Annotated in this window: 20 protein-coding genes and 1 pseudogene; 10 read left to right on the top strand and 11 right to left on the bottom strand. The window is 69.9% G+C overall.

Annotated features, from left to right (window positions below; all coding sequences use genetic code 11):
- Positions 1-871: 871 nt before the first annotated feature.
- Positions 872-2,134, top strand: a complete 1,263-nt coding sequence (locus tag AB0L06_RS42390) for a GTP cyclohydrolase IIa (protein ID WP_500237334.1) — start codon at positions 872-874, stop codon at positions 2,132-2,134.
- A gap of 193 nt (positions 2,135-2,327) precedes the next feature.
- Here AB0L06_RS42390 and AB0L06_RS42385 read toward each other — a convergent pair whose 3' ends face one another.
- From AB0L06_RS42385 to AB0L06_RS42370, 4 genes are all read right to left on the bottom strand, one after another.
- A complete protein-coding gene (locus AB0L06_RS42385; RefSeq protein WP_500237331.1) occupies positions 2,328-2,762 on the bottom strand; it encodes a hypothetical protein in 435 nt (144 codons plus the stop codon).
- Positions 2,763-2,866: 104 nt separating this feature from the next.
- Entirely contained in the window at positions 2,867-3,952 is a 1,086-nt protein-coding gene (locus AB0L06_RS42380) for a pyridoxal phosphate-dependent aminotransferase (RefSeq protein WP_500237330.1), read from the bottom strand.
- 126 nt (positions 3,953-4,078) lie between these two features.
- Positions 4,079-4,366, bottom strand: coding sequence for a DUF6401 family natural product biosynthesis protein (locus AB0L06_RS42375; RefSeq protein ID WP_500237328.1), 288 nt, complete (start codon positions 4,364-4,366; stop codon positions 4,079-4,081).
- Between the two features lie 187 nt (positions 4,367-4,553).
- Entirely contained in the window at positions 4,554-4,925 is a 372-nt protein-coding gene (locus AB0L06_RS42370; protein ID WP_500237326.1) for a hypothetical protein, read from the bottom strand.
- A gap of 63 nt (positions 4,926-4,988) precedes the next feature.
- Here AB0L06_RS42370 and AB0L06_RS42365 point away from each other — a divergent pair, with 63 nt between their 5' ends.
- The 3 genes from AB0L06_RS42365 (at position 4,989) to AB0L06_RS42355 (ending at position 7,841) form a co-directional block, all read left to right on the top strand.
- On the top strand, positions 4,989-5,975 hold the full coding sequence (locus AB0L06_RS42365; protein ID WP_500237324.1) for a helix-turn-helix transcriptional regulator: 987 nt from the start codon (positions 4,989-4,991) through the stop codon (positions 5,973-5,975).
- Positions 5,976-6,090: 115 nt separating this feature from the next.
- Positions 6,091-6,819 carry an RNA polymerase sigma factor gene (locus tag AB0L06_RS42360; RefSeq protein ID WP_500237322.1) on the top strand — a complete coding sequence of 243 codons (729 nt, stop codon included), beginning with the start codon at positions 6,091-6,093 and terminating at the stop codon, positions 6,817-6,819.
- Positions 6,816-7,841, top strand: coding sequence for a CU044_5270 family protein (locus AB0L06_RS42355; RefSeq protein ID WP_500237321.1), 1,026 nt, complete (start codon positions 6,816-6,818; stop codon positions 7,839-7,841). Before AB0L06_RS42360 ends, AB0L06_RS42355 begins: the two co-directional genes overlap by 4 nt.
- A 150-nt stretch (positions 7,842-7,991) precedes the next feature.
- On the opposite strand, the pseudogene AB0L06_RS42350 reads toward AB0L06_RS42355, so the two are convergent.
- Positions 7,992-8,339: pseudogene (locus AB0L06_RS42350) on the bottom strand (SDR family NAD(P)-dependent oxidoreductase); the annotation flags it as partial.
- Positions 8,340-8,376: 37 nt separating this feature from the next.
- Entirely contained in the window at positions 8,377-8,883 is a 507-nt protein-coding gene (locus AB0L06_RS42345) for a hypothetical protein (protein ID WP_500237320.1), read from the bottom strand.
- 135 nt (positions 8,884-9,018) lie between these two features.
- Here AB0L06_RS42345 and AB0L06_RS42340 point away from each other — a divergent pair, with 135 nt between their 5' ends.
- Positions 9,019-9,570, top strand: a complete 552-nt coding sequence (locus tag AB0L06_RS42340) for an RNA polymerase sigma factor (protein WP_500237318.1) — start codon at positions 9,019-9,021, stop codon at positions 9,568-9,570.
- Positions 9,567-10,538, top strand: a complete 972-nt coding sequence (locus AB0L06_RS42335; RefSeq protein WP_500237317.1) for a hypothetical protein — start codon at positions 9,567-9,569, stop codon at positions 10,536-10,538. The genes AB0L06_RS42340 and AB0L06_RS42335 overlap by 4 nt, the downstream gene beginning before the upstream one ends.
- Before the next feature lie 249 nt (positions 10,539-10,787).
- Here AB0L06_RS42335 and AB0L06_RS42330 read toward each other — a convergent pair whose 3' ends face one another.
- Together AB0L06_RS42330 and AB0L06_RS42325 are read right to left on the bottom strand one after the other, a co-directional pair.
- Entirely contained in the window at positions 10,788-11,015 is a 228-nt protein-coding gene (locus AB0L06_RS42330) for a DUF397 domain-containing protein (protein ID WP_500237315.1), read from the bottom strand.
- Between the two features lie 11 nt (positions 11,016-11,026).
- A complete protein-coding gene (locus tag AB0L06_RS42325; protein ID WP_500237314.1) occupies positions 11,027-11,848 on the bottom strand; it encodes a helix-turn-helix domain-containing protein in 822 nt (273 codons plus the stop codon).
- 187 nt (positions 11,849-12,035) lie between these two features.
- Between AB0L06_RS42325 and AB0L06_RS42320 the strand changes: the two genes are divergently transcribed.
- Positions 12,036-12,317, top strand: coding sequence for a hypothetical protein (locus AB0L06_RS42320; RefSeq protein ID WP_500237312.1), 282 nt, complete (start codon positions 12,036-12,038; stop codon positions 12,315-12,317).
- A 203-nt stretch (positions 12,318-12,520) separates the two neighbouring features.
- Positions 12,521-12,712, top strand: coding sequence for a hypothetical protein (locus AB0L06_RS42315; RefSeq protein ID WP_500237310.1), 192 nt, complete (start codon positions 12,521-12,523; stop codon positions 12,710-12,712).
- Between the two features lie 9 nt (positions 12,713-12,721).
- On the opposite strand, the gene AB0L06_RS42310 is transcribed toward AB0L06_RS42315, so the two are convergent.
- Entirely contained in the window at positions 12,722-13,684 is a 963-nt protein-coding gene (locus tag AB0L06_RS42310; RefSeq protein ID WP_500237309.1) for an alpha/beta hydrolase, read from the bottom strand.
- A 103-nt stretch (positions 13,685-13,787) separates the two neighbouring features.
- Entirely contained in the window at positions 13,788-14,324 is a 537-nt protein-coding gene (locus AB0L06_RS42305) for a P-loop nucleotide/nucleoside kinase family protein (RefSeq protein WP_500237307.1), read from the bottom strand.
- Between the two features lie 201 nt (positions 14,325-14,525).
- Between AB0L06_RS42305 and AB0L06_RS42300 the strand changes: the two genes are divergently transcribed.
- Positions 14,526-16,412, top strand: a complete 1,887-nt coding sequence (locus AB0L06_RS42300) for an RCC1 domain-containing protein (protein WP_500237305.1) — start codon at positions 14,526-14,528, stop codon at positions 16,410-16,412.
- A 181-nt stretch (positions 16,413-16,593) separates the two neighbouring features.
- Positions 16,594-18,570 carry an RCC1 domain-containing protein gene (locus tag AB0L06_RS42295; protein WP_500237302.1) on the top strand — a complete coding sequence of 659 codons (1,977 nt, stop codon included), beginning with the start codon at positions 16,594-16,596 and terminating at the stop codon, positions 18,568-18,570.
- Positions 18,571-18,849: 279 nt separating this feature from the next.
- Here AB0L06_RS42295 and AB0L06_RS42290 read toward each other — a convergent pair whose 3' ends face one another.
- Positions 18,850-20,430, bottom strand: coding sequence for an AAA family ATPase (locus tag AB0L06_RS42290; RefSeq protein ID WP_500237301.1), 1,581 nt, complete (start codon positions 20,428-20,430; stop codon positions 18,850-18,852).
- Positions 20,431-20,473: the final 43 nt, after the last annotated feature.

Raw genomic sequence — 20,473 nt, 5'->3', positions numbered from 1 at the left:
GGCGTCTAGTGTGGCGGGGTGCTCGTGCCCTGAGATGCGTTCGCGTAGGGGGAGTAGGTCGGCGAATAGGTCGCGGGCTGTCGCGGCGTCGCCTGGATCGCCCGATTCGAACCCACCCGCGCGGCGTGCCCGATGTGGACGCGTCCGTGCGGTGGGTCGGTGCCGGGGTTCTGCGACGGCCCGGTGCGGTGACTCTGTGTAGAGATCCGGGCGCGGTGACGCCTCGCGGGGGAAGCGGATGCGGTGGCGCCGCGTGCGGAACCGGGCGCCGTGAGCGTCCTGACTCGATCCTCTGACAGCCGCGTCCACTTCCGGCCGTTTCGAAGAAAATTGACGATCAGCCGCGATGGCCGGGCCACCTGGGCGTCCGCGGACGACTTTCCAGAGGTCGGGACGCCGAGTCGAGCGGATTTCGGCTCGGGTGTAAACCAAACGGACGCCGCAGGGGTCTCCTCAGTACGCGAGACCGTCTGGGAAGGGCCCTTGCGGCCTTTTCGGGTCTTGTTTTTCTACTTCGGACATCCGAAGATGCAGGATCAAGACTGGCCGTATGGTGACAAGTTACTGACCAGGGGGTCGCGTAGGTTACTTTTTCGCCGCACTCTTGATTCGATTTCGCGTCTGGGCGTCACGCAGCGTCGCCCTGACCCGATCTGCCCACTGAGGAACGAATCGCACGGGAACCGCGGTGCTGGGTCAGAAGGCAGGGGCGACAAGCCATGAGTCAATCGTTGGGCGGAGCGTGCGCGAACGCATGGCCGGGACAGGGCCCCCGTCGAAAGCTTGGACGGGAAGCGAGCGGTCGATGACGGCCGCGCGGACAGGGTCGGTGGCACCCGACCTCACTATCGGTGTCGTGGGACCGCATGACCTGGTCGAACGGGTCATGCTGATGGGCCATGGCCCCACGCCGGTGCCGAGCCGGCTGGTGGCGGCGGCCTACCGGGACGAACAGGAGGCGGCCGACAAGGTCGTCCGGCTCGGGTCTGGGGTGGACGTGTGTCTGTTCGCCAGCCCGGTGCCGTACGACTTCGCCCGCAAGGCGGGCGTGCTCACCATGCCGGCCACCTACGTCCCACTGAACGGCGCGGCGCTCCAGGGGGCGCTCCTGCGCGCCTCGCTGGACGAGCGCTTCGACCCCTCGCGCGTGAGCATCGACGTGCTCGGGCGCGCGGAGGTCGAGGAGGCGTACGCGGAGATCAGCCTGGCCACGGACCAGGTGCATCTGCGTGAGGAGGCCGCGGGTCCGGGGACCCTGGCCGCCTTCCACGAACGGCTCTGGCGGCGCGGGGCGACCACGGTCGCGATGACCTGCGTCCACGCGACGGCCGAACGGCTGGAGCTGGCCGGGGTCCCGACGCTCCGGGTGCGTCCGACGGGCGCGGCGATCCGCAGCTCGCTGCAGACCGCGGCGCTGCTCGGCGCGCACCACCGGCTGGAGGAGTCGCAGCTCGTGGTCGTCCTGGTGGACGTCCCGACACTGCGGGAGACCCCGCGCAGGGTCACGCCGCGCTACTGGCGGGACGAGTTGAAACTCGCCCTGCACCGCGTGCTCCTCCAGGAGGCGCACCGGATGAACGCGTCGGTGTGGCCGCTGGACGACCACTCCTACCTGGTCATCGCGACGCGGGGTTCGGTCACCTCGTCCACCGAGGGGTTCCGGACGCCGCCGTTCGTCGAGCGGGTGCGCGAGGAGCTGGGCCTGGCGATCGAGGTCGGCATCGGCATGGGACGCACCGCCCACGAGGCGGAGAACCACGCCCGCGCCGCGCTCGCGCGCTCGCAGAGTTCGCAGCGCACCCAGGGCTTCACCCTGGACCGGGACGGGCGCGCGCTCGTCCCCGCGCCGCGCACGCCGCCGCGCAGCCAGCCCCAGGCCAAGCCGAAGGGCCTGGAGATCCTGGCGCGCCTGGCGGACAAGCTCGGCGACCAGGAGCAGCCCCTCATCGTGGACGCGGAGAACGCGGGCAAGATGCTGGGCGTCACCCCCCGGACGGCGCGCCGCCTCCTGCGCACGCTGGTCGAGGAGGGCCTCGCCTGGCCCCTGCCCCCGAACCGCACCCCGCAGCCGGGACGGCCACGCCAGCTCTACCGCCTCATCGTGGAGAAGCTGGGTCCGAAGACCGGCAGCTGACCTGCCCGGTGTGCGGCCCGCCCGGCGCGGGCCGCACACCGAGGGTCGCCTCGCCTGTGTCTGAGCGTCGTCACACCGGCGCGAGACCACGGGTGAGGCACGCATGCCCGGATGAGCGCGGGCGCCAGGTCGAAAAGCACCGTCTATCCGGCAATTCGTCCTGAGCGTACGCTCGGACAAAGTCGGAGAATCCTCACCGGCCCTCATCCGGAGCCGAGGTCATGGACGACCACGCCTCTCCGGACCGTCCGAGCCGGGCCCGCACCGTGCTCGCGGCGGCCTCCGCCCTGCTCGTCATCGTGGCCGGAGCCGGGGTCGCGGCCCTGACCGCCCCCGCGACCGTGCGCCACGGCGTCCCGGTCCTGCTCCAGATCACCCCGACGCCGGGGACGAGCACCAGCCCCACACCGCGCCGGCGCACGCGCACGCCGTCGCCCATCGCGCGGGAGGCAGCGCCCCCGCCCGTCACGACGTCGCCGCGAACGCACCCGACGACGACCTCGTCCTCGCCGACGCCCAGCACCACCTCGACCAGTCCGAGACCGACCCCGTCCAAGACGAAGCCGAAGCCCTCACCCTCGAAGCCCACGCCTTCGAAGCCCACCCCGACCAGGTCCACGCCGTCCAAACCGCCGACGCCGAAGACCAGTCCGCCGTCCAGCGGCTCCAGCCTGCCTCTCCCTCTTCCCTAGACGGGCGGGGCCGTCCGGTGAGGGACGGCCCCGTCGAGAGTCAGTTGCGGTGGGGGTAGGCGTGGGCGACCGCGAGGAAGGCGTCGTTCTCTTCGGGGGAGCCGATGGAGACCCGGGCGCCCTCGCCGGGGAAGGGGCGGACGCTGACCCCGGCGGCGTCGCAGGCGTTGGAGAAGTCCATGGTGTGCTCGCCCAGGCGGAGCCAGACGAAGTTGGCCTCGGTCGAGGGGACGGTCCAGCCGTCGGCGAGCAGGGAGTCGCGGACGCGGAGGCGCTCCTTGACGGTCTCGTCCACGCGCGCGAGGAGCTCGCCCGTGGCGGCGAGGGAGGCGATGCCCGCGGTCTGGGCGATGGAGTTCACGCTGAACGGGAGGTAGGTCTTGCGGACGGCGGCGGCGACGACCGGGTGCGCGACCATGAAGCCGATGCGGAGGCCCGCGAGTCCGTACGCCTTGGAGAAGGTGCGCAGGATGGCGAGGTTCGGACGGTCCAGCTCGCGGAAGAGGTCCATGCCGTCGGGGACGTCCTCGTCGCGGACGTACTCGCGGTACGCCTCGTCCAGGACGACCAGGACGTGCGGGGGCACGCGGTCGAGGAAGCGCAGCAGGTCGTCGCGGCGGACGATCGTGCTGGTCGGGTTGTTGGGGTTGCAGACGAAGACCAGGCGGGTCCGGTCGGTGATCGCCTCGGCCATCGCGTCCAGGTCGTGCGTCTCGTCCACCAGGGGGACCTGCACGCCGGTCGCGCCGGACAGGCCCACGAGCAGCGGGTACGCCTCGAACGAGCGCCAGGCGTAGACGATCTCGACGCCTGGTTCGGCGACGGCCTCGAGCAGCATCTGCGAGACGCCGACCGAGCCGCAGCCGACGACGACGTGCTCGGGCGTCACGGCGAAGCGGTCGGCGATCGCCTCGACGAGGGCGGTCGCGTTGTTGTCCGGGTAGCGGTTGACGTCACGGGCCGCGCGCTCGATGGCCTCCTGCACGGACGGCAGGGGGCCCTGCGGCGACTCGTTCGACGAGAGCTTGAAGGACCGGCCCTCGGGCGAGACCACGACCTTGCCGGGCTTGTAGGCCACGAAATGGTCGAGGACGGAGCGGAAACGTGGAGTGCTTGCCTCGGACACCGGTGTCCTCCTTAGGAGTGCTTGGTGCCCAGCTTATGAAGTGCCGCGCCGCGCTCGAAGGGCGACAATCGACGAACCCGCACGTCCCGCGCTGTCGGACGGTCTAGTCCCGCACTGTCGGACGGTCTACCCGACCGGGGCGTTCCGCATCATCCAGCAGACGGCGACGATGCGGACGAACTCCCAGTCGCGGGTGTCGCCGGGCCACCAGCCGCGCCGGAAGGCGTCCTCGGCGAAGCCCGACAGGTAGTCCATGAGCGCGGGCCGGGACGACTCGGGGACCAGGCCGCGCACCTCGGCGACGTGCTGGTCGACGGCCGCCGCGAGGCCCGGGGTCTCCGACATCCGCTCGACGCCCGCGTCCCCGATGTCGCGGACGAGCACCCCGAGTTCCTCGAATACTTCCCCATCCATTCGTCCGAAGCTAGCAATCACCCGGCAATGCTCACGTCAGAGAACAGGCTTTTAACCAGGTAAAACTTCTCAGCCGTCCCATGCCGTCCCCCCTCGATCCCCCCGCCCTGCCGGGCGAGCGGTGGCCTTCAGGGGGACGGATGGAACGGGAATGGCGAACGTCACGTGCCGGGTGGACCCGGGCAGATCAGGAGGCCATGGGGCGGGTGGTGAAGTGGTAGTCGTAGCGGATGAGATCGTCCGCGCCGACGATCAGGAAAACGCGGGCCGCCCAGGCGATCTCGCCGTTCTTCACGAGGTTGATGGTGAAGGTGACGGCGTCGTGATGGGCCAGCGGGTCGTAGTGGGTGGCGGTGTAGCCGGCGCCCGCGACCAGGGCCTCATGAGCCTCGGCCACACGGTTCTCGAGTTCGGCGAGTCCTCGCCACTCGGCTTCCTCGACCCGTTCGACGGCGTCCTCGGCCCAGAGGGACGCGACGGCCTCGCGGCGGCGCGCGGGGTCGGGCTCGTTCCAGACGGCGACGTACCGGGTGACCAGATCGTGCGTGTCGAATTCCATGACGCGGACACTAGATCCGATTCACCGACACCTTCTGTCAGTGGATATGGCGAGAATTCAGGGATGCGCGCTAGCCGGTTGGTGTCGATCTTGCTGATGCTCCAGACCCGGGGGCGGATGACGGCGAAGGAGCTGGCGGCCGAACTGGAGGTGTCGGTCCGCACGATCCACCGGGACATGGAGGCGCTCGGCTCGGCGGGCGTGCCGCTGTACGGGGAGCCCGGCCACCATGGCGGATACCGGCTGCTCGAAGGATTCCGGACGCGCCTCAACGGGCTCACCGAGGACGAGGCCGAATCCCTGTTCCTGACCGGGCTGCCGGGACCCGCGGCCGAGCTGGGGCTGGGGTCGATCGTCGCAGCGGCCCAGCTCAAGCTGATGTCCGCGCTGCCCGGTGAACTGCGCGATCGGGCAGCGCGCGTGAGCGAGCGCTTCCATCTGGACGCGCCCTCCTGGTATCGCGCACCCGACGACACGCCGCACCTGGCGGCGATCGCGGACGCGGTGTGGAACGCCCGGCGCGTCCGGCTGCGGTACTACCGCTGGCAGGAGCCGCACGAAGTGGTCCGGGACGTGGACCCGCTCGGGCTGGTCCTGAAGAGCGGGCACTGGTACCTGGTCGGACGGGCCGGGGGCGGCATGCGGACGTACCGGGTCTCGCGCGTCCTCGAGGCCGAGGTGGGCGAAGAGCGGATCGAGCGGCCGGACGGGTTCGACCTGGCGGCCCATTGGGCCTCCTACCTGGGGGAATTCGAGGAACGTCGGTTGTCGTGGACGGCGGTCGTCCGGCTGTCGCCGGAGATCCTGGCGAACCTGGGCGAGTTCCTGGACGGCGCCGCGCTGCGGGCCGTGCGCGAGGCGGCCGGGACGGCCCGTCCGGACGGCGACGGGTGGGTCGAGGTGGTCCTCCCGATCGAGTCGCCGGAGCGGGCCGTCCATGACCTGCTGCGCCTCGGGGGCGACGCCGAGGTGGTCGGCCCGCCGGAACTCCGCGCCCGGATGGCGAACATGATCGCGGGGCTTGCGCGGAGGTACTCGCCGGACAGATGACCCACGCGCAGACCAGATGCCTGATTTCCACTCGTTCACCAGGCGTTTCTCAGTTCTCCGCCCGGCATCGCGTTCACATCGGGAACACGCGGCGGCGAGCGGACATCAAGTGGGCATGAACCCGCACACCCCCACGGACGACGAGCTGTGGAACCGCGCGCGGGACGGTGATGAGCAGGCCTTCGGGGAACTCTTCGACCGGCACGCGCACACGGTCTACAACTACTGCTTCCGGCGGACGGCGAGCTGGTCGGAGGCCCAGGACGTCACCTCGGTGGTGTTCCTGGAAACCTGGCGGCAGCGCGCACGCGTCCAGCCGCAGTCCGGCTCGCTGCTGCCCTGGTTGTACGGCGTCGCGACGAACGTCCTGCACAACCAGAGGCGCAGCATGCGCAGGCACCGGGACGCGCTGTCCCGGATGCCCAAGCCCGTTCTGCCCCCGGACGACGCGGACGAGGTCACCGCGCGCCTGGACGCCGAACAGCGCATGCGCCGCGTCCTCGACGCGATGGGGAAACTGCCGCGCCGCGACCGCGAGGTCCTGATCCTCAGCGTCTGGGAAGAGCTGGATCACCACCAGATCGCCGAGGCGCTCGGCATCGCCCCGGGGACCGTCCGGTCGCGGCTCAGCCGGGCCCGCGCACGCCTCCGCGACCTCACCGCGGAGCCGCCTCCGGCCGACATCGCGGCCGCCGTCCAGGCCCACCACGACGCGGCCACCGAACTCGCCACGCCTTCGCCCACCGGACGCGCGGCGGGGGCCACGTCCGGTCGGGGCGCCAAAGCACCGTCCCCCCACGTCCGCCGCCCTGTGAACGTCTGTCTCCCCGAGGAGAGCCGATGAACGACATGTTGCCTCCGCCTCGGCGGGACCTCGTTGAGCACGATGCCATCCGCAACCAGCTGATCCGGGAGACCCGTCAGATGCCCACCCGCACGAAGTCCCCTCGCCTGCTCCTCGCCGGACTGGCCGTCACGGTCGGCGCCGGCGCCGCCGCCGCGGCCATCATCGTCCCGTCGGCCGGAAGCGGCGGGAACGGTCAGGGACCCGCGATCAGGCCCGTCGCCGCGACGGAGGTCCTGGACCGCGCGTCCAAGGCCGCCGGCGGGCTCCCGGACATCAAGCCGCGGCCTGACCAGTACCTCTACATGTCCTCCAGGTCCCGGCAGCAGACCGAGGGAGGGGGCACGGGCCGCATGACGAGCCGCCTCGACTGGCGCTCCATCGACGGCAGGCACGCGAGTCTCATGAGCGGGGGGGACATGGGCCGCGACATGTGGATGTGCGCCGACTCGCGCGACTTCGAGGAGATGGAGGCCAAGTCGAAGGCCACCGGGGCCGGCGCGCCGAAGGTGAACCTTGCGAGGCCGCCCAAGGGCTGCCACGACACGCCCATCATGCTCACCGGGCTGCCGACCACCACTCAGGGGATGCGGTCCTGGCTGTACAAGAACAGCCACGGCGGGAACCCGGCCGACGTACAGGCGTTCATCACACTGTCCGACACGCTGCTGACCCGGTACATGCGTCCGTCGTCCCTGGCGCTGATGTTCAAGGCCGCGGCCACCATCCACGGCGTCACGGTCACGCGGAACGTCACCGACCTGGCCGGACGCCAGGGCATCGCGGTCGGGCAGACCTTCAACGGCCGCCGCCTCGAGCTCATCTTCGACACCAAGAGCTACCGCTACCTCGGCTACCGCCAGTTCGTGAGCCAGAAGGACTCGTACCCGTTCCCGAAGACCTCGCCGAACGCGGCCATCACTCCGCACGTCAGCAAGGAGTACCCGGACGGAACGCCGCTCTTCTCCTACGCGCTGATCAAGGTCGGCATCACCGACAAGCTGAAGCAGACCCCGCGCTGACCTGACGCGTCCGCGTCGCAGGTGTTCTCGGCGTCCCGCCCGGCCCCGCAGCCGGACGGGACGCCGTCGTGTCGTCAGGCGTTGGCGCGGGAGCGCGCGACGAGGGCGTACGCGTGCCCGGGGCCGTGCTCGTCGGCCGTCGGCCGTCGGTCAGATCACCAGGCCACCGGAGACACGCAGGTTCTGACCCGTGATCCACTGCGCGTCGGGCCCGGCCAGGAAGGCGACGACGTTGGCGATGTCCTCCGGGCGTCCCAGCCGTTGCAGTGGCGTCAGGGACACGGTGTGCTCGATGGCCTGCTCCAGATGCTCCCCGGCCGCGGCGCGCATCATGTCCGTCTCGGTGGCGCCGGGGGTCACGCTGTTGACGGTGATGCCCTTGGGACCGAACTCGTGGGCGGCGACCGCGGTGATCGACTCCAGCGCCGCCTTGCTGGCGAAGTACAGGGCCAGGCCCGGCACCGCGCCGGAAGAGGAGATGTTGATGATCCGTCCCCCCTCGCCGAGCCTTCGGCGCCCGGGGACATGGGCGTGGTCAGAGGAGGCGGCCGGGGTCTTGGCGGGAGACGATTCTGTCGCCCTCGAGGGTCGCCGGGGTCAGGAATTCGTCCTCGTAGTGGCGGAGGTAGAAGGCGAGGTTCGCGTTCCCCCAGGGACTGGGCTTTCGCTGGTCCAGCCACTGGATCATCTCGACCAGCATGTCCCAGTGGGTCGGGCCGTGGAGGACCTGCCGGGACGTGAGGACCCAGGCGGGGAAGTGTCCTTCCCGGAAGGCCAGCTCGGAGAATTCGACGCCGCCGAGGCGCGCGTCCGCCGGGCCGCGGTTCGCCAGCAGTCGCTCGGGATAGACCTCCCAGCTGTCCTCGGAGTCGTCCTGGCCTGGGTCTCCGTCGCCGACGTAGTCGATCGGGTGGGTGGTCACAATGGTGAACCCGGTGGGCTCCGGAGCGGTGCCGAGGTGCCAGCGGAGTTCGGCGAGTTCGGTTTCGGGGAGGTCTGCGGGGAGCTCGGCTGTGAGCAGCAGCTCGTAGAGGTCTGCCATGCCGCGCCACCCTAGCCACCGCGTCCGACTTTTCGGACGGGCGACCGAGCATTTTCGACCTCACGCCCGGTCGGGTGAAATGCCCTGGATCAGCCGGACATTTTCGGGGTGACGACCTGATCGAGAGGAGAGGGTTTGCGACCCCCCGAGGACAGACGAAGATTCGAAGAGGTCTACGCGGCCTGCCACGATCCCGTCCTGGCCTACCTGATGCGCCGGACGGACCACGGCGAGGACGCCGCGGACGTCCTCGCGGAGACGTTCCTCGTCGCGTGGCGCAGGCTGGACGAGATCCCGCCCGGCGACGGCGCGCGGCCGTGGCTGTACGGGGTGGCCCGCCGCACGCTGGCCAACCACCATCGCGGCGCTCGGCGGCGCAGCGCGCTCAGCGAACGGCTGCGCGCCGAGCTCCGTCCCCACGACCGGACGTCCGAACCGCACCTCGCGGACGACGCCGTCGCCGACGCGTTCCGCGGCCTGTCCGATGACGATCGCGAGCTGTTGTCCCTGGTCGGCTGGGAGGGCCTGGACGCCGGTCAGATCGCGGTCGTCCTCGGCTGCTCCCGCAACGCCGCGCGCATCCGGCTGCACCGGGCACGCCGCCGGTTCGCCCGCGCGCTGGAGTCCCGACAAGCCCGGCAGACCCACCCGCGCGGGGCGCGGATCGCCAAGAAGGAACACGCATGAACCACGACACGCTGATCGGCCGGCTCAACCCCGTGTCCGAGGATGAGGCCGCCCGCATGGTGAGCCCGCGGACCAGGGCCGAGCTGAGCAGGGAAATCATGGCGACCGCGACCGACGCCGCGTCCGTTGCCCGTTCCCGTCCCCGCCGCAAGCGCATGGTGCTGTTCGGCGGCCTGCCGCTGGCGGTCGCGACGGCCGGTGCGGCGGTGCTCGCCATGGCGACGGCCGGGACGCCCGGACCCTCCCGAACTCCCGGAACGCCCGCCTCGCCCGGGACGTCCACCTCCCCCGCGGACACCCCCACGTACGACCCGTCCAAGGCGCAGCCCGCCGCGCTGACCTTCAAGACCGAGGGCAAGTACCTGGTCGTCCGGATCAAGGACCCGCTCGCGGACCCCGAGCGGTTCAGCAAGGAGTTCGCCGCCCACCACATCAACATCACGCTGCAGCTCGTCCCGGTGTCCCCGTCGATAGTCGGCGGGATCGTGATGGACGAGCTGCCGCTCGATGTCAAGATCATCGAGGCTGACGGACGCTGCGACAGCGGCGGCGGTGCCTGCCCGGTCGGCATGAAGGTCCCCATCGACTTCCGGGGGAAGGGGACCGTCGTGTTCGGACGGGCCGCGCGACCCGGCGAGAACTATTCGAGCAGCCGGAGCGCGTTCGCGCCGGGCGAGGCGCTGCACTGCGTGCCGATCCGCGGCCTCACCATCGACAAGGCGCTTCCCATCCTGCGCAGCCACAAGGTCAAGGTCGGCCAGTGGCACTACGAGGAGAAGCTCGCGGGCGGCGGGGACAACGGCGTCAACACGGCCGACCGATCCAAGATCCCCGGAAACTGGATCATCGCGGACGCCGACCCCTGGATGCCCGGCCAGGTCATGCTGTCGGCCGCGCCGCCCGACACGCACTTCAAGAGCGATTCGGACGCCTACTACCAGCGCCTCATGCAGGGCTGCCCGCGGTAGTCCCGACCAGCAAGCGTCCAGCGACCCGCCGCGCCCGGTGAGTCGAACGCCGCCGCGCGGATGCTCGCCGAGATGACCGCGCAGGGACAGCGCGTCGTGGTCGTCCGGCCCGACGTCGACACCAACGTTCAACGCGACCCCCGACGCCCGAGCACGCGCTCGGGCGTCGCCGCGTTCCTCCAACGCCTCGCGCACCGGCGACCGCCGCGCCGTCCTCCCACTCACCGGCCGAAGCGGCGAGCCGGACGCCTACGCCTTGAGCCGGACGAGCAACTCCGCGAACCCGGGACGGGTCACATGCAGATGCGGTCCGTCCGGATCTTTGGAGTCACGCAGCCCAACCTCCGGAGCCAGCGCCGCAACCTCAACGCACTCGCCGCCCTCGCCACCGGAGTGGCTCGACTTGCGCCAGACGGCGGCTACCTCGATGCACTGACCTCCTTCGCCACCGGAGAAGCTCGACTTGCGCCACTTCACGGGGAGATGGTTCACAAAGCCTCCATGAGCATCCGGATCAGCCGCTCGGTCTCGGCCGCCGAAAGCGCCTCGCTACGGGTCAAATCGAACGCTACCCGCATGCGGTGAAGCAGTGCCGAGTCCTGGACGATATGTCCGAGACCGAATCCCGCCTCGGTCCAGCCGATCGGGCTCCCCTCCACGTAATTGAGCAGGGTGAACCCACTCGACATGGAAACACCCTTGCCGCTCGGAACAGCCTCGATGGAGATGTTGGGGCGCTGGCCCAGTTCGAGGAGGTGAGCCAACTGCGGCCGCATGATCTCCGCGCCGCCGATCATCTCGCGCAGCACAGCCTCCCTGATCAGGATTACGAACAACGGAGGCTCGTCACCATCCAGGAGTTCCTGCCGCCGGAGACGCGATGTCACCGCCCGCTCGAGTTCCTCCCCGGACTGCATCCGCCGCATGACCTCCCGCACATACGCCTCGGTCTGAAGCAGCCCCGGGACGAAGCCGAGATCGAAGGAGTAGATGATCGCGGCCTGCTGCTCCTGCACGATGTACTGGTCGAAGCCAGCAGGCAGGTGCAGCTCGCGGTTGATCTGGTGGTACTGCTCCTCGAAGAAGTCGAGGTCGAGGCGCACATCCAGGCGCTTGCTGAAGTCCTCCCCCGGAAGGCGCCGCAGGGTCTCGATGGCCGAGACCAATTTGCCGGAGACGTGGCAGGCGCGACCGATCTCGGGCTGACTGAGTCCCGCCTCCTCACGCTGCTTCTTGAGCTTGTACGCGTAGTACGCCCAGGCGCTCTTGTGAGGGTCGATCACGGGCTGTACGCGCTGCTTGTCGGACATGTCGAGGCTCCCGCCGCTACATCGGTCGTGTGGATGCTCTCCCTCTTCCAGCTGACACTCCGTGTCGGGAGAGTAGTGGTGAGATCACGCACAGTCCCTACTCCCCCGACCTCGGAGGGTGCCGATGTGTAACGACACGACTCGCATCTGTGACCGTAGCCTCGATTCTGCGGTCGAGATAGCACGTTTGGCGAAAAGGACCAGACTTCTCGCGCTCGCCGGTGGGCTGGACGACATCGGGCTGCGGGCGCGGCTCGTCGAGAACCTCCTGAAGCCGACCGTCCTGCGCTGCTGGGATCCGGACACGATGGGCCGGACGATCAGCGTGACGTGCGAGAAGCCCGTGGGCGGCCCGTGGACGTTCTGGCTCTATCCCGGCGGGACGGCGATCGGCGACGCGCAGCACGTCCGCGATCCGGACGACACGCTCCCCACCGCACACGCCGTCGCAGCGGAGCTGGCCCGATGAGCCTGACCCGCCCGCGCGGCCTGCCGGGCTCGCGCGGACGGACGCGCTCGCGCGGGCTACGGAGGTTGGTGGGGGCGGGTGGGGTGGTTGTTCGGGCGTCTGATCTGGATGCTTGGCGGGCTCGGCGGCTGCTCTGTCGTCTGGCGCGTGACCTGCGGGAACGTGGGTGGAGGGCCGATCCGCGGACGTTCGAGTTTCCGCCGATGCTGCGCGTCCGGGCGCCCGAGATCTCGTCGATCGGCGAAACCGTCACGGCCGTCCGGCGCGTGGACGGATGGTGGTTCCGGACGTCCGCCGGACGGGACATCGAGCACGCGACCGACACCGCGTCCGCCGCCCGGACCCTCGACGCGATGCTGCGGCCGTGGCTCGACGCCGTCGAACGGCATCGCTGAACGACGGCGTCAGCCGGTGTGCTTGGCGATGAAGTCGGCGATGGTCTCCTGCATCTGCGTCAGGCCGGGCTCTTCGAGCGGGTAGTGGCCCGCGTTGTCGAGCATGACCGTCTCGACCGGAACCTTGTCGATGCGGGACAGGAAGGGCGTGCTCAGGTGGAGCGGCGTCCAGCGGTCCATGGCGGGCTGGGTCAGCAGGACGGGGCAGGCGTCGAACTCCTCGGGCTCGACGGTGGGCGCGTAGTTCATGTACGTGTCCAGGAACCGGACGCTGACCCGGTTCCCGGCGGACGTCCGGTCCTTCATGAAGACCTTCATGGCGGCCGGGTCGTTGGCCAGCGCGGACATCTTGGCCGCCAGGCCCATCGGGTACTTCACCGCGGCGAGCGGCGTCCTGGCCAGCAGGGACATGAGCGGCACGCCCGCGCGCGCGGTGAGCTTGTCGTGCGCCGTCTCGTCCCGGACCTGCTGGACGCGCTGGTCGAGGAACGTCATGCCGACGATCCCCTTCACCGTGCCGCGCGGGGCCTTCGCGGCGACGTGGTACGTCACCATGCCGCCCGCGCTGAGCCCGTAGAGGAAGATCGGCCGGTCGTCGCGGGCGCGCTCGTGGAGCAGGAAGTCGACGACCAGGTCGATCCAGTCGCCATAGGACGGGTTCGTCCCGGCCTTGACCTGCGTGAGGCCGTAGCCGAGGTTGTCGATGGCGATCGTCTCGTAGCCCTTCTGGGCGAGCGGCGCGCCGAGAATGAGCGACATCTGGCGTCCGTTCGTGCCGACGCCGTGGAGCAGGACGACCTTGGCCTTCGCGTCCGGGTTCGGGTAGCGGTCGAGGTGGACGCGGTGTCCGCGCCACTCCCAGAAGTCCTCCTCGGGCGCGGTCCCGTCGGTCAGGCGCAGCCGTTCGGGCAGGTGTTCCTGCAGGTCACGCCATGCGCGCTGGTCTCGGTAGAACGCGGGCTTCCCGCTCATGGTGATCCCTTCCGTCCGCTGCTCAGGGTGTACCCGCCGCGTCCGCCACCACCCGCGCGGGGGTCCGGGCCTGGCCGACCTTATCGGCCGTCCCCTGTTCGCTTCAGTGCTCGGTAAAGCCTCGGGCGAAGGCCGCGATCTCGTCCATGCCTGGCCGGTAGCCGTCGGACGTGTCGACGTCCAGAGTCGGGACGTCCATCTCGACCGGCACGAACCCGCCCTGGAAGGTCAGCGAGTGGTCGGCGTGTGCGCGCCGGTGGCCGTCCGACTCCAGCCGCTGCGCAACCCGTTCTCTACGCACGCTTTCCGGGGCTTCGCACCGGATGATCCGGATGTCGGCCAGGTCTTTGAGCGCCGTGAGGCGGGGGTTCCACAGTCGGTCTTGGAACGCGGCCTCGGCGACGAGCGTGCATCCGGCGTCCAGCATCAGGCGGAGCACGTCGAAGAAGGCCTCCGTCGCCCGCCATGTCATCGCGTCGCCGGGTTCGGGTCGGTACTCGTCGTCCGCGAGCACCAGGCCCTGCTTGATCTCGTCCCGGAGGATCGCCGGGCACCCGAGAATCTTGGCCAGCCCATGCGCCAACGTCGTCTTCCCGGCTCCCGCCGGACCGCTCACCACCACAAGAACCGCTCGTCCCATCCCGGCAAGCTAACTCGTCTGAACGCCTCAACCCACATACCAAGACGATTACTTTCCGCCCCTGTATGGATACTGTGTGGCACGGCGAATCGATCTTGTCGGGAAGCGGCATCGGGGGGATGCGCGATGAGTGTCGGGCAGGTCGGCGGGACCACGGTCCGGGGAAGCGGCTGGGCGTCATGGCGCCGGCCGGGAGCGCGCTTGGGGCGCGGTGCGATGGCCGTGCTGATGGCCGCCGCGTGCGTGGTCGGCGGCCAGGCGGTCGCGCAGCGTCCGGCGGCCGCGGCTCCGCCCACCGACATCGCTTTCGGCACGGGGCAGAACCTCTATGGGCAGTTGGGGGACGGCACCAACACCACCCCTCGCCTCCTCCCCGTCCGGACGCTGCTGCCTGCGGGGGTGACCGTCACCCAGGTCTCCGGCGGGGACTACCACAGCCTGGCGCTGACCTCCGACGGCCGCGTCCTGGCCTGGGGACGCAACGACTACGGGCAGATAGGGGACGGGACCGGGACCAACCGCAACACCCCCGTCGAGGTGCACATGCCGTCCGGCGTCACCGTCACCCAGATCGCGGCCGGGAGGTCACACGGGCTGGCGCTGGCGTCCGACGGGCGGGTCTTCGCCTGGGGCGCCAACGGCGCCGGGCAGGTGGGAGACGGCACCAATACCAGCCGGTACACCCCGGTGCAGGTGCATCTGCCGCCCGGCACAACCGCCACCTGGATCGCCGCCTCGCACCACAGCCTGGCGGTGCTCTCGGACGGCCGGGCCTTCGCCTGGGGCCAGAACCCGCGCGGGGAGCTGGGGGACGGCACCACCACCAGCCGCAACACCCCGGTCGAGGTGCACCTGCCGCCCGGCGTCACCGTCAAGCGGGTCGCGGGCGGCACGAACACCGGCCTCGCGGTGACCTCGGACGGGCACGCGCTGGCCTGGGGCGACAACAGTTCCGGGCAGCTGGGGATCGGGTCCACCACCAGCCACCTCACCCCGGTGCAGGTGCATCTGCCGACGGGCTCCACCGTCACCCAGGTCTCCGCCGGGACGGCCCACTGCCTCGCGCTGACCTCGGACGGCCGGGTCCTGGCCTGGGGAAGCAACGTTCAGGGGCAGCTGGGGGACGACACGACCGACACCCGGTATTCCCCGATAGAAACGCATATGCCGCCGGGCGCGACCGCCACCCAGATCTCCGCGGGATGGTCCTTCAGCCTGGCGGTGACCTCGGACGGGCGCGCACTGGGCTGGGGACTCGGCGGCAGCGGACGCCTGGGAAACGGTGACACCGCCAACCGCTTCACCCCGGCGCCGATGGTGCTGCCCGAGTTCACGGCGGCGACCGCGGTCGCAGCGGGCAGCTACCACTCGCTGATCCTGGCCGAGCCGTTCGCCAGCAGAACCTCGCTGGCCGCCCACCCTCCCCACGCCCGTCCCGGACAGCAGGTCAGCCTGACCGCCACCGTCACCTGCAACGCGGGGATCCCGACCGGCACCGTCACCTTCACCGAAGGCGACCAGGTCATCGGCACCGCCGAACTCCAGGCCGACGGCACCGCCACCCTGACGACCACCGAACTGGACGAGGGCGAACACCACATCACCGCGCACTACGAGGGCGACGCCGTCTGCCCGCCGTCCACGTCCGACACCGTCACGGTCACCATCACCAACGAACCCTCGACCGCCGGCCTCCACCTCTCCAAGGAGTTCGACGGCTTCGTCGAACCGTCCGGCACCAAGGCCAAGCACATCCACCACGCCGCGAACAGGCACAACGCCCGCATGATGAGCGCCTGGCGCGAACACGACGCCATCCGCTACCGCTTCGTCGTCACCAACACCGGCGACGTGCCCATCAGCACCGTCCACATCCACGACTCCCATGTCGGGACCATCACCTGCTCGTCCCACGCCCTGGAGCCGGGCCAGTCGGCCACCTGCCATGGAACCCACAAGGTCACCTCGAAGGAGAAGTCCCGCGGCCACGTCGACAACACCGCCACAGCCACCGGCACCAGAACCGACGACGGCGAAACCGTCACCTCAAACAAGGCCCACCTGAGAGTCGACATCACCTACAAATGACGATCACGCTCGCCGCCCCCGGCCTCCCGGAGGGCGGCGAGCCCCGCCCTTCTCCCGAGCAGGTCAAGCGCATCGGCAATCCCCGCACAGAATCACCACGCCCCCCACCTCGGACGATCACTTTCCGCCTCCCCGCGGATACTGTGTGCCTCGACGAATTGATCTTGCCGGGGGATGTGCGATGAGTGTCGGGCAGGTCGGCCGGCCCATGAGCCGGGAAAGCGGTTGGACGCGACGGCACCGGTCGCGTGCGTGGACGCGCGGCCTGGTGGCCGCACTGCTGTTCGCGGCGTGCACGGTCGGGGGCCAGGCGCTGGCGCAGCGTCCGGTGGCTGCGGCTCCCCCCACCGACATCGTTCTCGCCACGGGCATGAACAGCTCCAGGCAGTTGGGGGACGGCACGACCACCAACCGCCTCGTCCCGGTCCGGCCCCTGCTGCCCGAGGGGGTGACCGTCACCCAGGTCTCCGCCGGGATCTACCACAGCCTGGCCCTGACCTCCGACGGCCGCGTCCTGGCCTGGGGGAGCAACGACTACGGAAGGCTGGGGGACGGCACCACGACCCCGCGCACCACCTACGTGTGGGTGCGCCTGCCGGCAGGCGTCACCATCACCCAGGTCTCCGCAGGTCACGACCACAACCTCGCGGTGGCCTCGGACGGTCGGGTCTTCGCCTGGGGACGCAACACCGAGGGGCAGGTGGGAGACGGCACCACCACCATGCGCCCCACCCCGGTCCAGGTGCACCTGCCGGCCGGTGTCACCGCGTCCCAGGTCTCCGCAGGCTCCGTCAACAGCCTGGCGGTGACCTCCGACGGCCAAGCCCTGAGCTGGGGCATGAACGCCGGGCGCCTGGGGGACGGCACCACCACCAACCGCTCCACCCCGGTGTACGTGCACCTGCCGCCGGACGTCACCGTCACCCAGGTCTCCGCAGGTCATGACCATGGTCTGGCGGTGACCACCGATGGCCGCGCGCTCGCCTGGGGGAGCAACGGCGAGGGAAGGCTGGGGATCGGCGGCGGCGCCGGCAGTCTCACTCCGGTGTTCGTGCACCTGCCGCCGGACATCACCGTCACCCAGGTCTCCGGCGGAGCGGCCCACAGTCTCGCGGCGACCTCGGACGGCCACGTCCTGGCCTGGGGAAGCAATGCCCAGGGGGCGCTGGGTGACGGCACCACCACGCATCGCTCCTCCCCGGTGTACGTGCACCTGCCGTCGGGCGCCCACATCACCGAGGTGTCCGGCGGGTGGTCCTTCAGCCTGGGACTGTCCTCGGACGGCCGCGCCCTGGGCTGGGGATCCAACGGCCAGGGACGCCTGGGGGACGGCACCGGCGCCAACCGCCTCACCCCGGTGTCCATGGTGCTGCCCCAGTACACGGTGGCGACCGCGATCAGCGCGGGAAGCTACCACTCGCTGCTTCTGGCCGAGCCGACCGCCAGCCGGACCGTGCTGACCGCCCATCCCACCCACGCCGCACCCGGTCAGGAGGTCACCCTGACCGCCCAGGTGACCTGCGTCATCGTCTACGGGAGCGGCACCGTCACCTTCATGGACGACAACGACCAGGTGATCGGCACCGGCGAACTCGGCCCCACCGGCATCGCCACCCTGACCACCACCGACCTGGCGGAGGGCCAACACCACATCACCGCCTTCTACGAAGGCGACGCCAACTGCCCACCGTCCACGTCCAACACCGTCACGGTGACCATCAGCACCGAACCCGCGCACCCCAGCCTCCACCTGGACAAACACTTCGACGGCTTCGTCAGCCCGACCGACCACGGCACGAAGCACACGGCCAAGCACGGACACCGCACAAAGCACCACCCCAGGCGCAACGCCAGGATGATGAGCGCCTGGCGCGAGCACGACATGATCCGCTACCGGTTCGTCGTCACCAACGACGGCGACGTCCCGATCAGCGCCATCACCATCCACGACTCCCTCACCGGGACCATCACCTGCTCGTCCGACACTCTCGAGCCGGGCCAGACGGTCACCTGCCACGCCGTCCACAAGGTCACCTCGGCAGAGAAGTCCCGCGGCCACGTCGACAACACCGCCACCGCAACCGGCACGAACGAAGACGATGGAACAACGGTCATCTCCAACGAAGCCCACCTGAGAGTGGACGTCACCTACGCATGACCACCACGCCCGCCGCCCCCGCGCCCCGGGGGCGGCGGGCCCGTTCCCGCCGGACGCCTCAGCCCACGCGCCCCAGACTCCGGATGGCCCTGCCGATCAGCTCGTCCGCGCGCCGCTCGTCCAGCGTCACGTTTTCCTCGTCGGCGTCGGTCTCAGCGCTGACAAGCCCTGCCTGCGCGAGTCCCCGGTGGAGTTCGCGCCACCACGCTATCGAGCGCGTTCGTCCTTGATGGCGGGCGAGGGCGCGCCATTTCCACAGCCCGCGGTAGCGGCTGCCGCTCAGGCGTGGACGAGCGTGATCTTCCGTCCTGCGGGCGATTCGACGGACTCCACCGAGGTGCGGACGGCGACGGGCGGGGCGCTCTTGCGGCGGTCGAACACGATCAGCGTGCCGGTCTCCAGGCCGAGGCCGTCGAGGTAGCCGTCCAGCTGCGTCAGACCGTTCGGAATCGGGTCAACCGACTTGTCCGCGTGGACATTGAGTTCGTATGCCGACCACTGCATCGCGCGACGTCCGTCCTCATCGACGTACGGCTTGCGGATGGTGAGATCGACGCGTTTGCGGCCGAGCGCGTACTCGCGGTCGATGAAGCCGCCGCCGTTCACCGCTCGCTGCAGGAACGCCATGAACGCGAGGTGGCAGGCCGCCTCATGGTAGGTGTGATGGTTGTCCAGGATCTCCGCGTTCGCTATCCAGAACGCGATGAACTCTTCGAGCAGCTTGTCAGTGTCCAGACGTCCGTCCGGGAGCAGGAAGGCCTGCGGTTCGATCCGCACATCGTTCTGGACGGACCGGGACAGGACCCGGAGGATCACTTCCTGATAGATCGGGTTGGAGATCTGCGGCGGCAGTGTCCGAGTGACCAGGCCAAGGTCAACCGCGTAAGACAGGTCTTCCACATACGTCTGACCGAAGGTTTCCCCACCGGCGATCATCGGCTCAATGATGCGCTGAACACGCGGCTCGTCCAACCGCGCGGCCAGAGAGTCGAGGTGCGTGGCCTGCTGGTAGATCAGTCGCTCCACGGCCTGATCCATCAGATCGTCGGTGATCGACTCGGACACGGGAACGTCCATGACCTCGATGATGTCCCTGGCCAGGGCGTTCACCAGCCACGGCTGCCCTTGACTCGCCTCGAACGCGAGCTGGACGGCCCGCGCCTCGAAGACCTGTCCCGTCGCCTCGGTGTGCTGGCCGTACAACTCGGCAACCTCGTCAAAGCTGAAATCGCCGATGCGCAGCGACGCGACACTGATATTGAACGGGCTGGCCGTGCCCAGGCGAGCCGGGTCTCCCCCCGACGCCGCCTTGTAGTCACGGACGTTCCGCATCCCGCACAGCACCACCGAATGCGGGAACGGCGCAGGACGCTCGGTGTAGCCGTCGCGTAGCTGTGTGAGCACACTGATCAGGCTGTTTCCGGCCAGCGCGTCGACCTCATCGACGAACAACACCACCGGGCGCGGGCAGGTCACCGCCCACTCCTGCAGGACGGCGTGGAGCAGCAGTCCAGGGGGCGCCTCGGGCCACGCGTCCGGCGGCTGACAGTCGAGCGGCAGGTCCGAATAGCGCGCGGCCTTGCGCAGCGACCCGATCAGGTTCTGCTGGGCCCCGACGAAGTCTTCTCCGTTCACACGTGCCGCTTCGGCAGAGAAGCGAAGGGCGGCATGGCCACCCGCCGCATTCAGTTCTCGCGCCAAGGCCGCCAGCGTGGTGGTCTTGCCCGACTGCCGGGGAGCGTGGACGACGAAGTACTTGCCCTGTTCGGCCAGCCTTCGTGCTTCCGGCAGGCGGGCGAGAGGGTCGAGCATGTAGTGCTCGCCCGGGATGCAGGGGCCTGCCGTATTGAACTCCTTCACGCTTCGTACCGTATCGGTCACGCAGAGCCCCTGCGGGTGGTTC

The sequence above is a fragment of the Spirillospora sp. NPDC052269 genome, from assembly GCF_040679435.1.
Lineage (GTDB): Bacteria > Actinomycetota > Actinomycetes > Streptosporangiales > Streptosporangiaceae > Spirillospora.
Note: the sequence above shows the minus strand (reverse complement) of the source record. Positions and strands in the feature narration are given on the sequence as shown.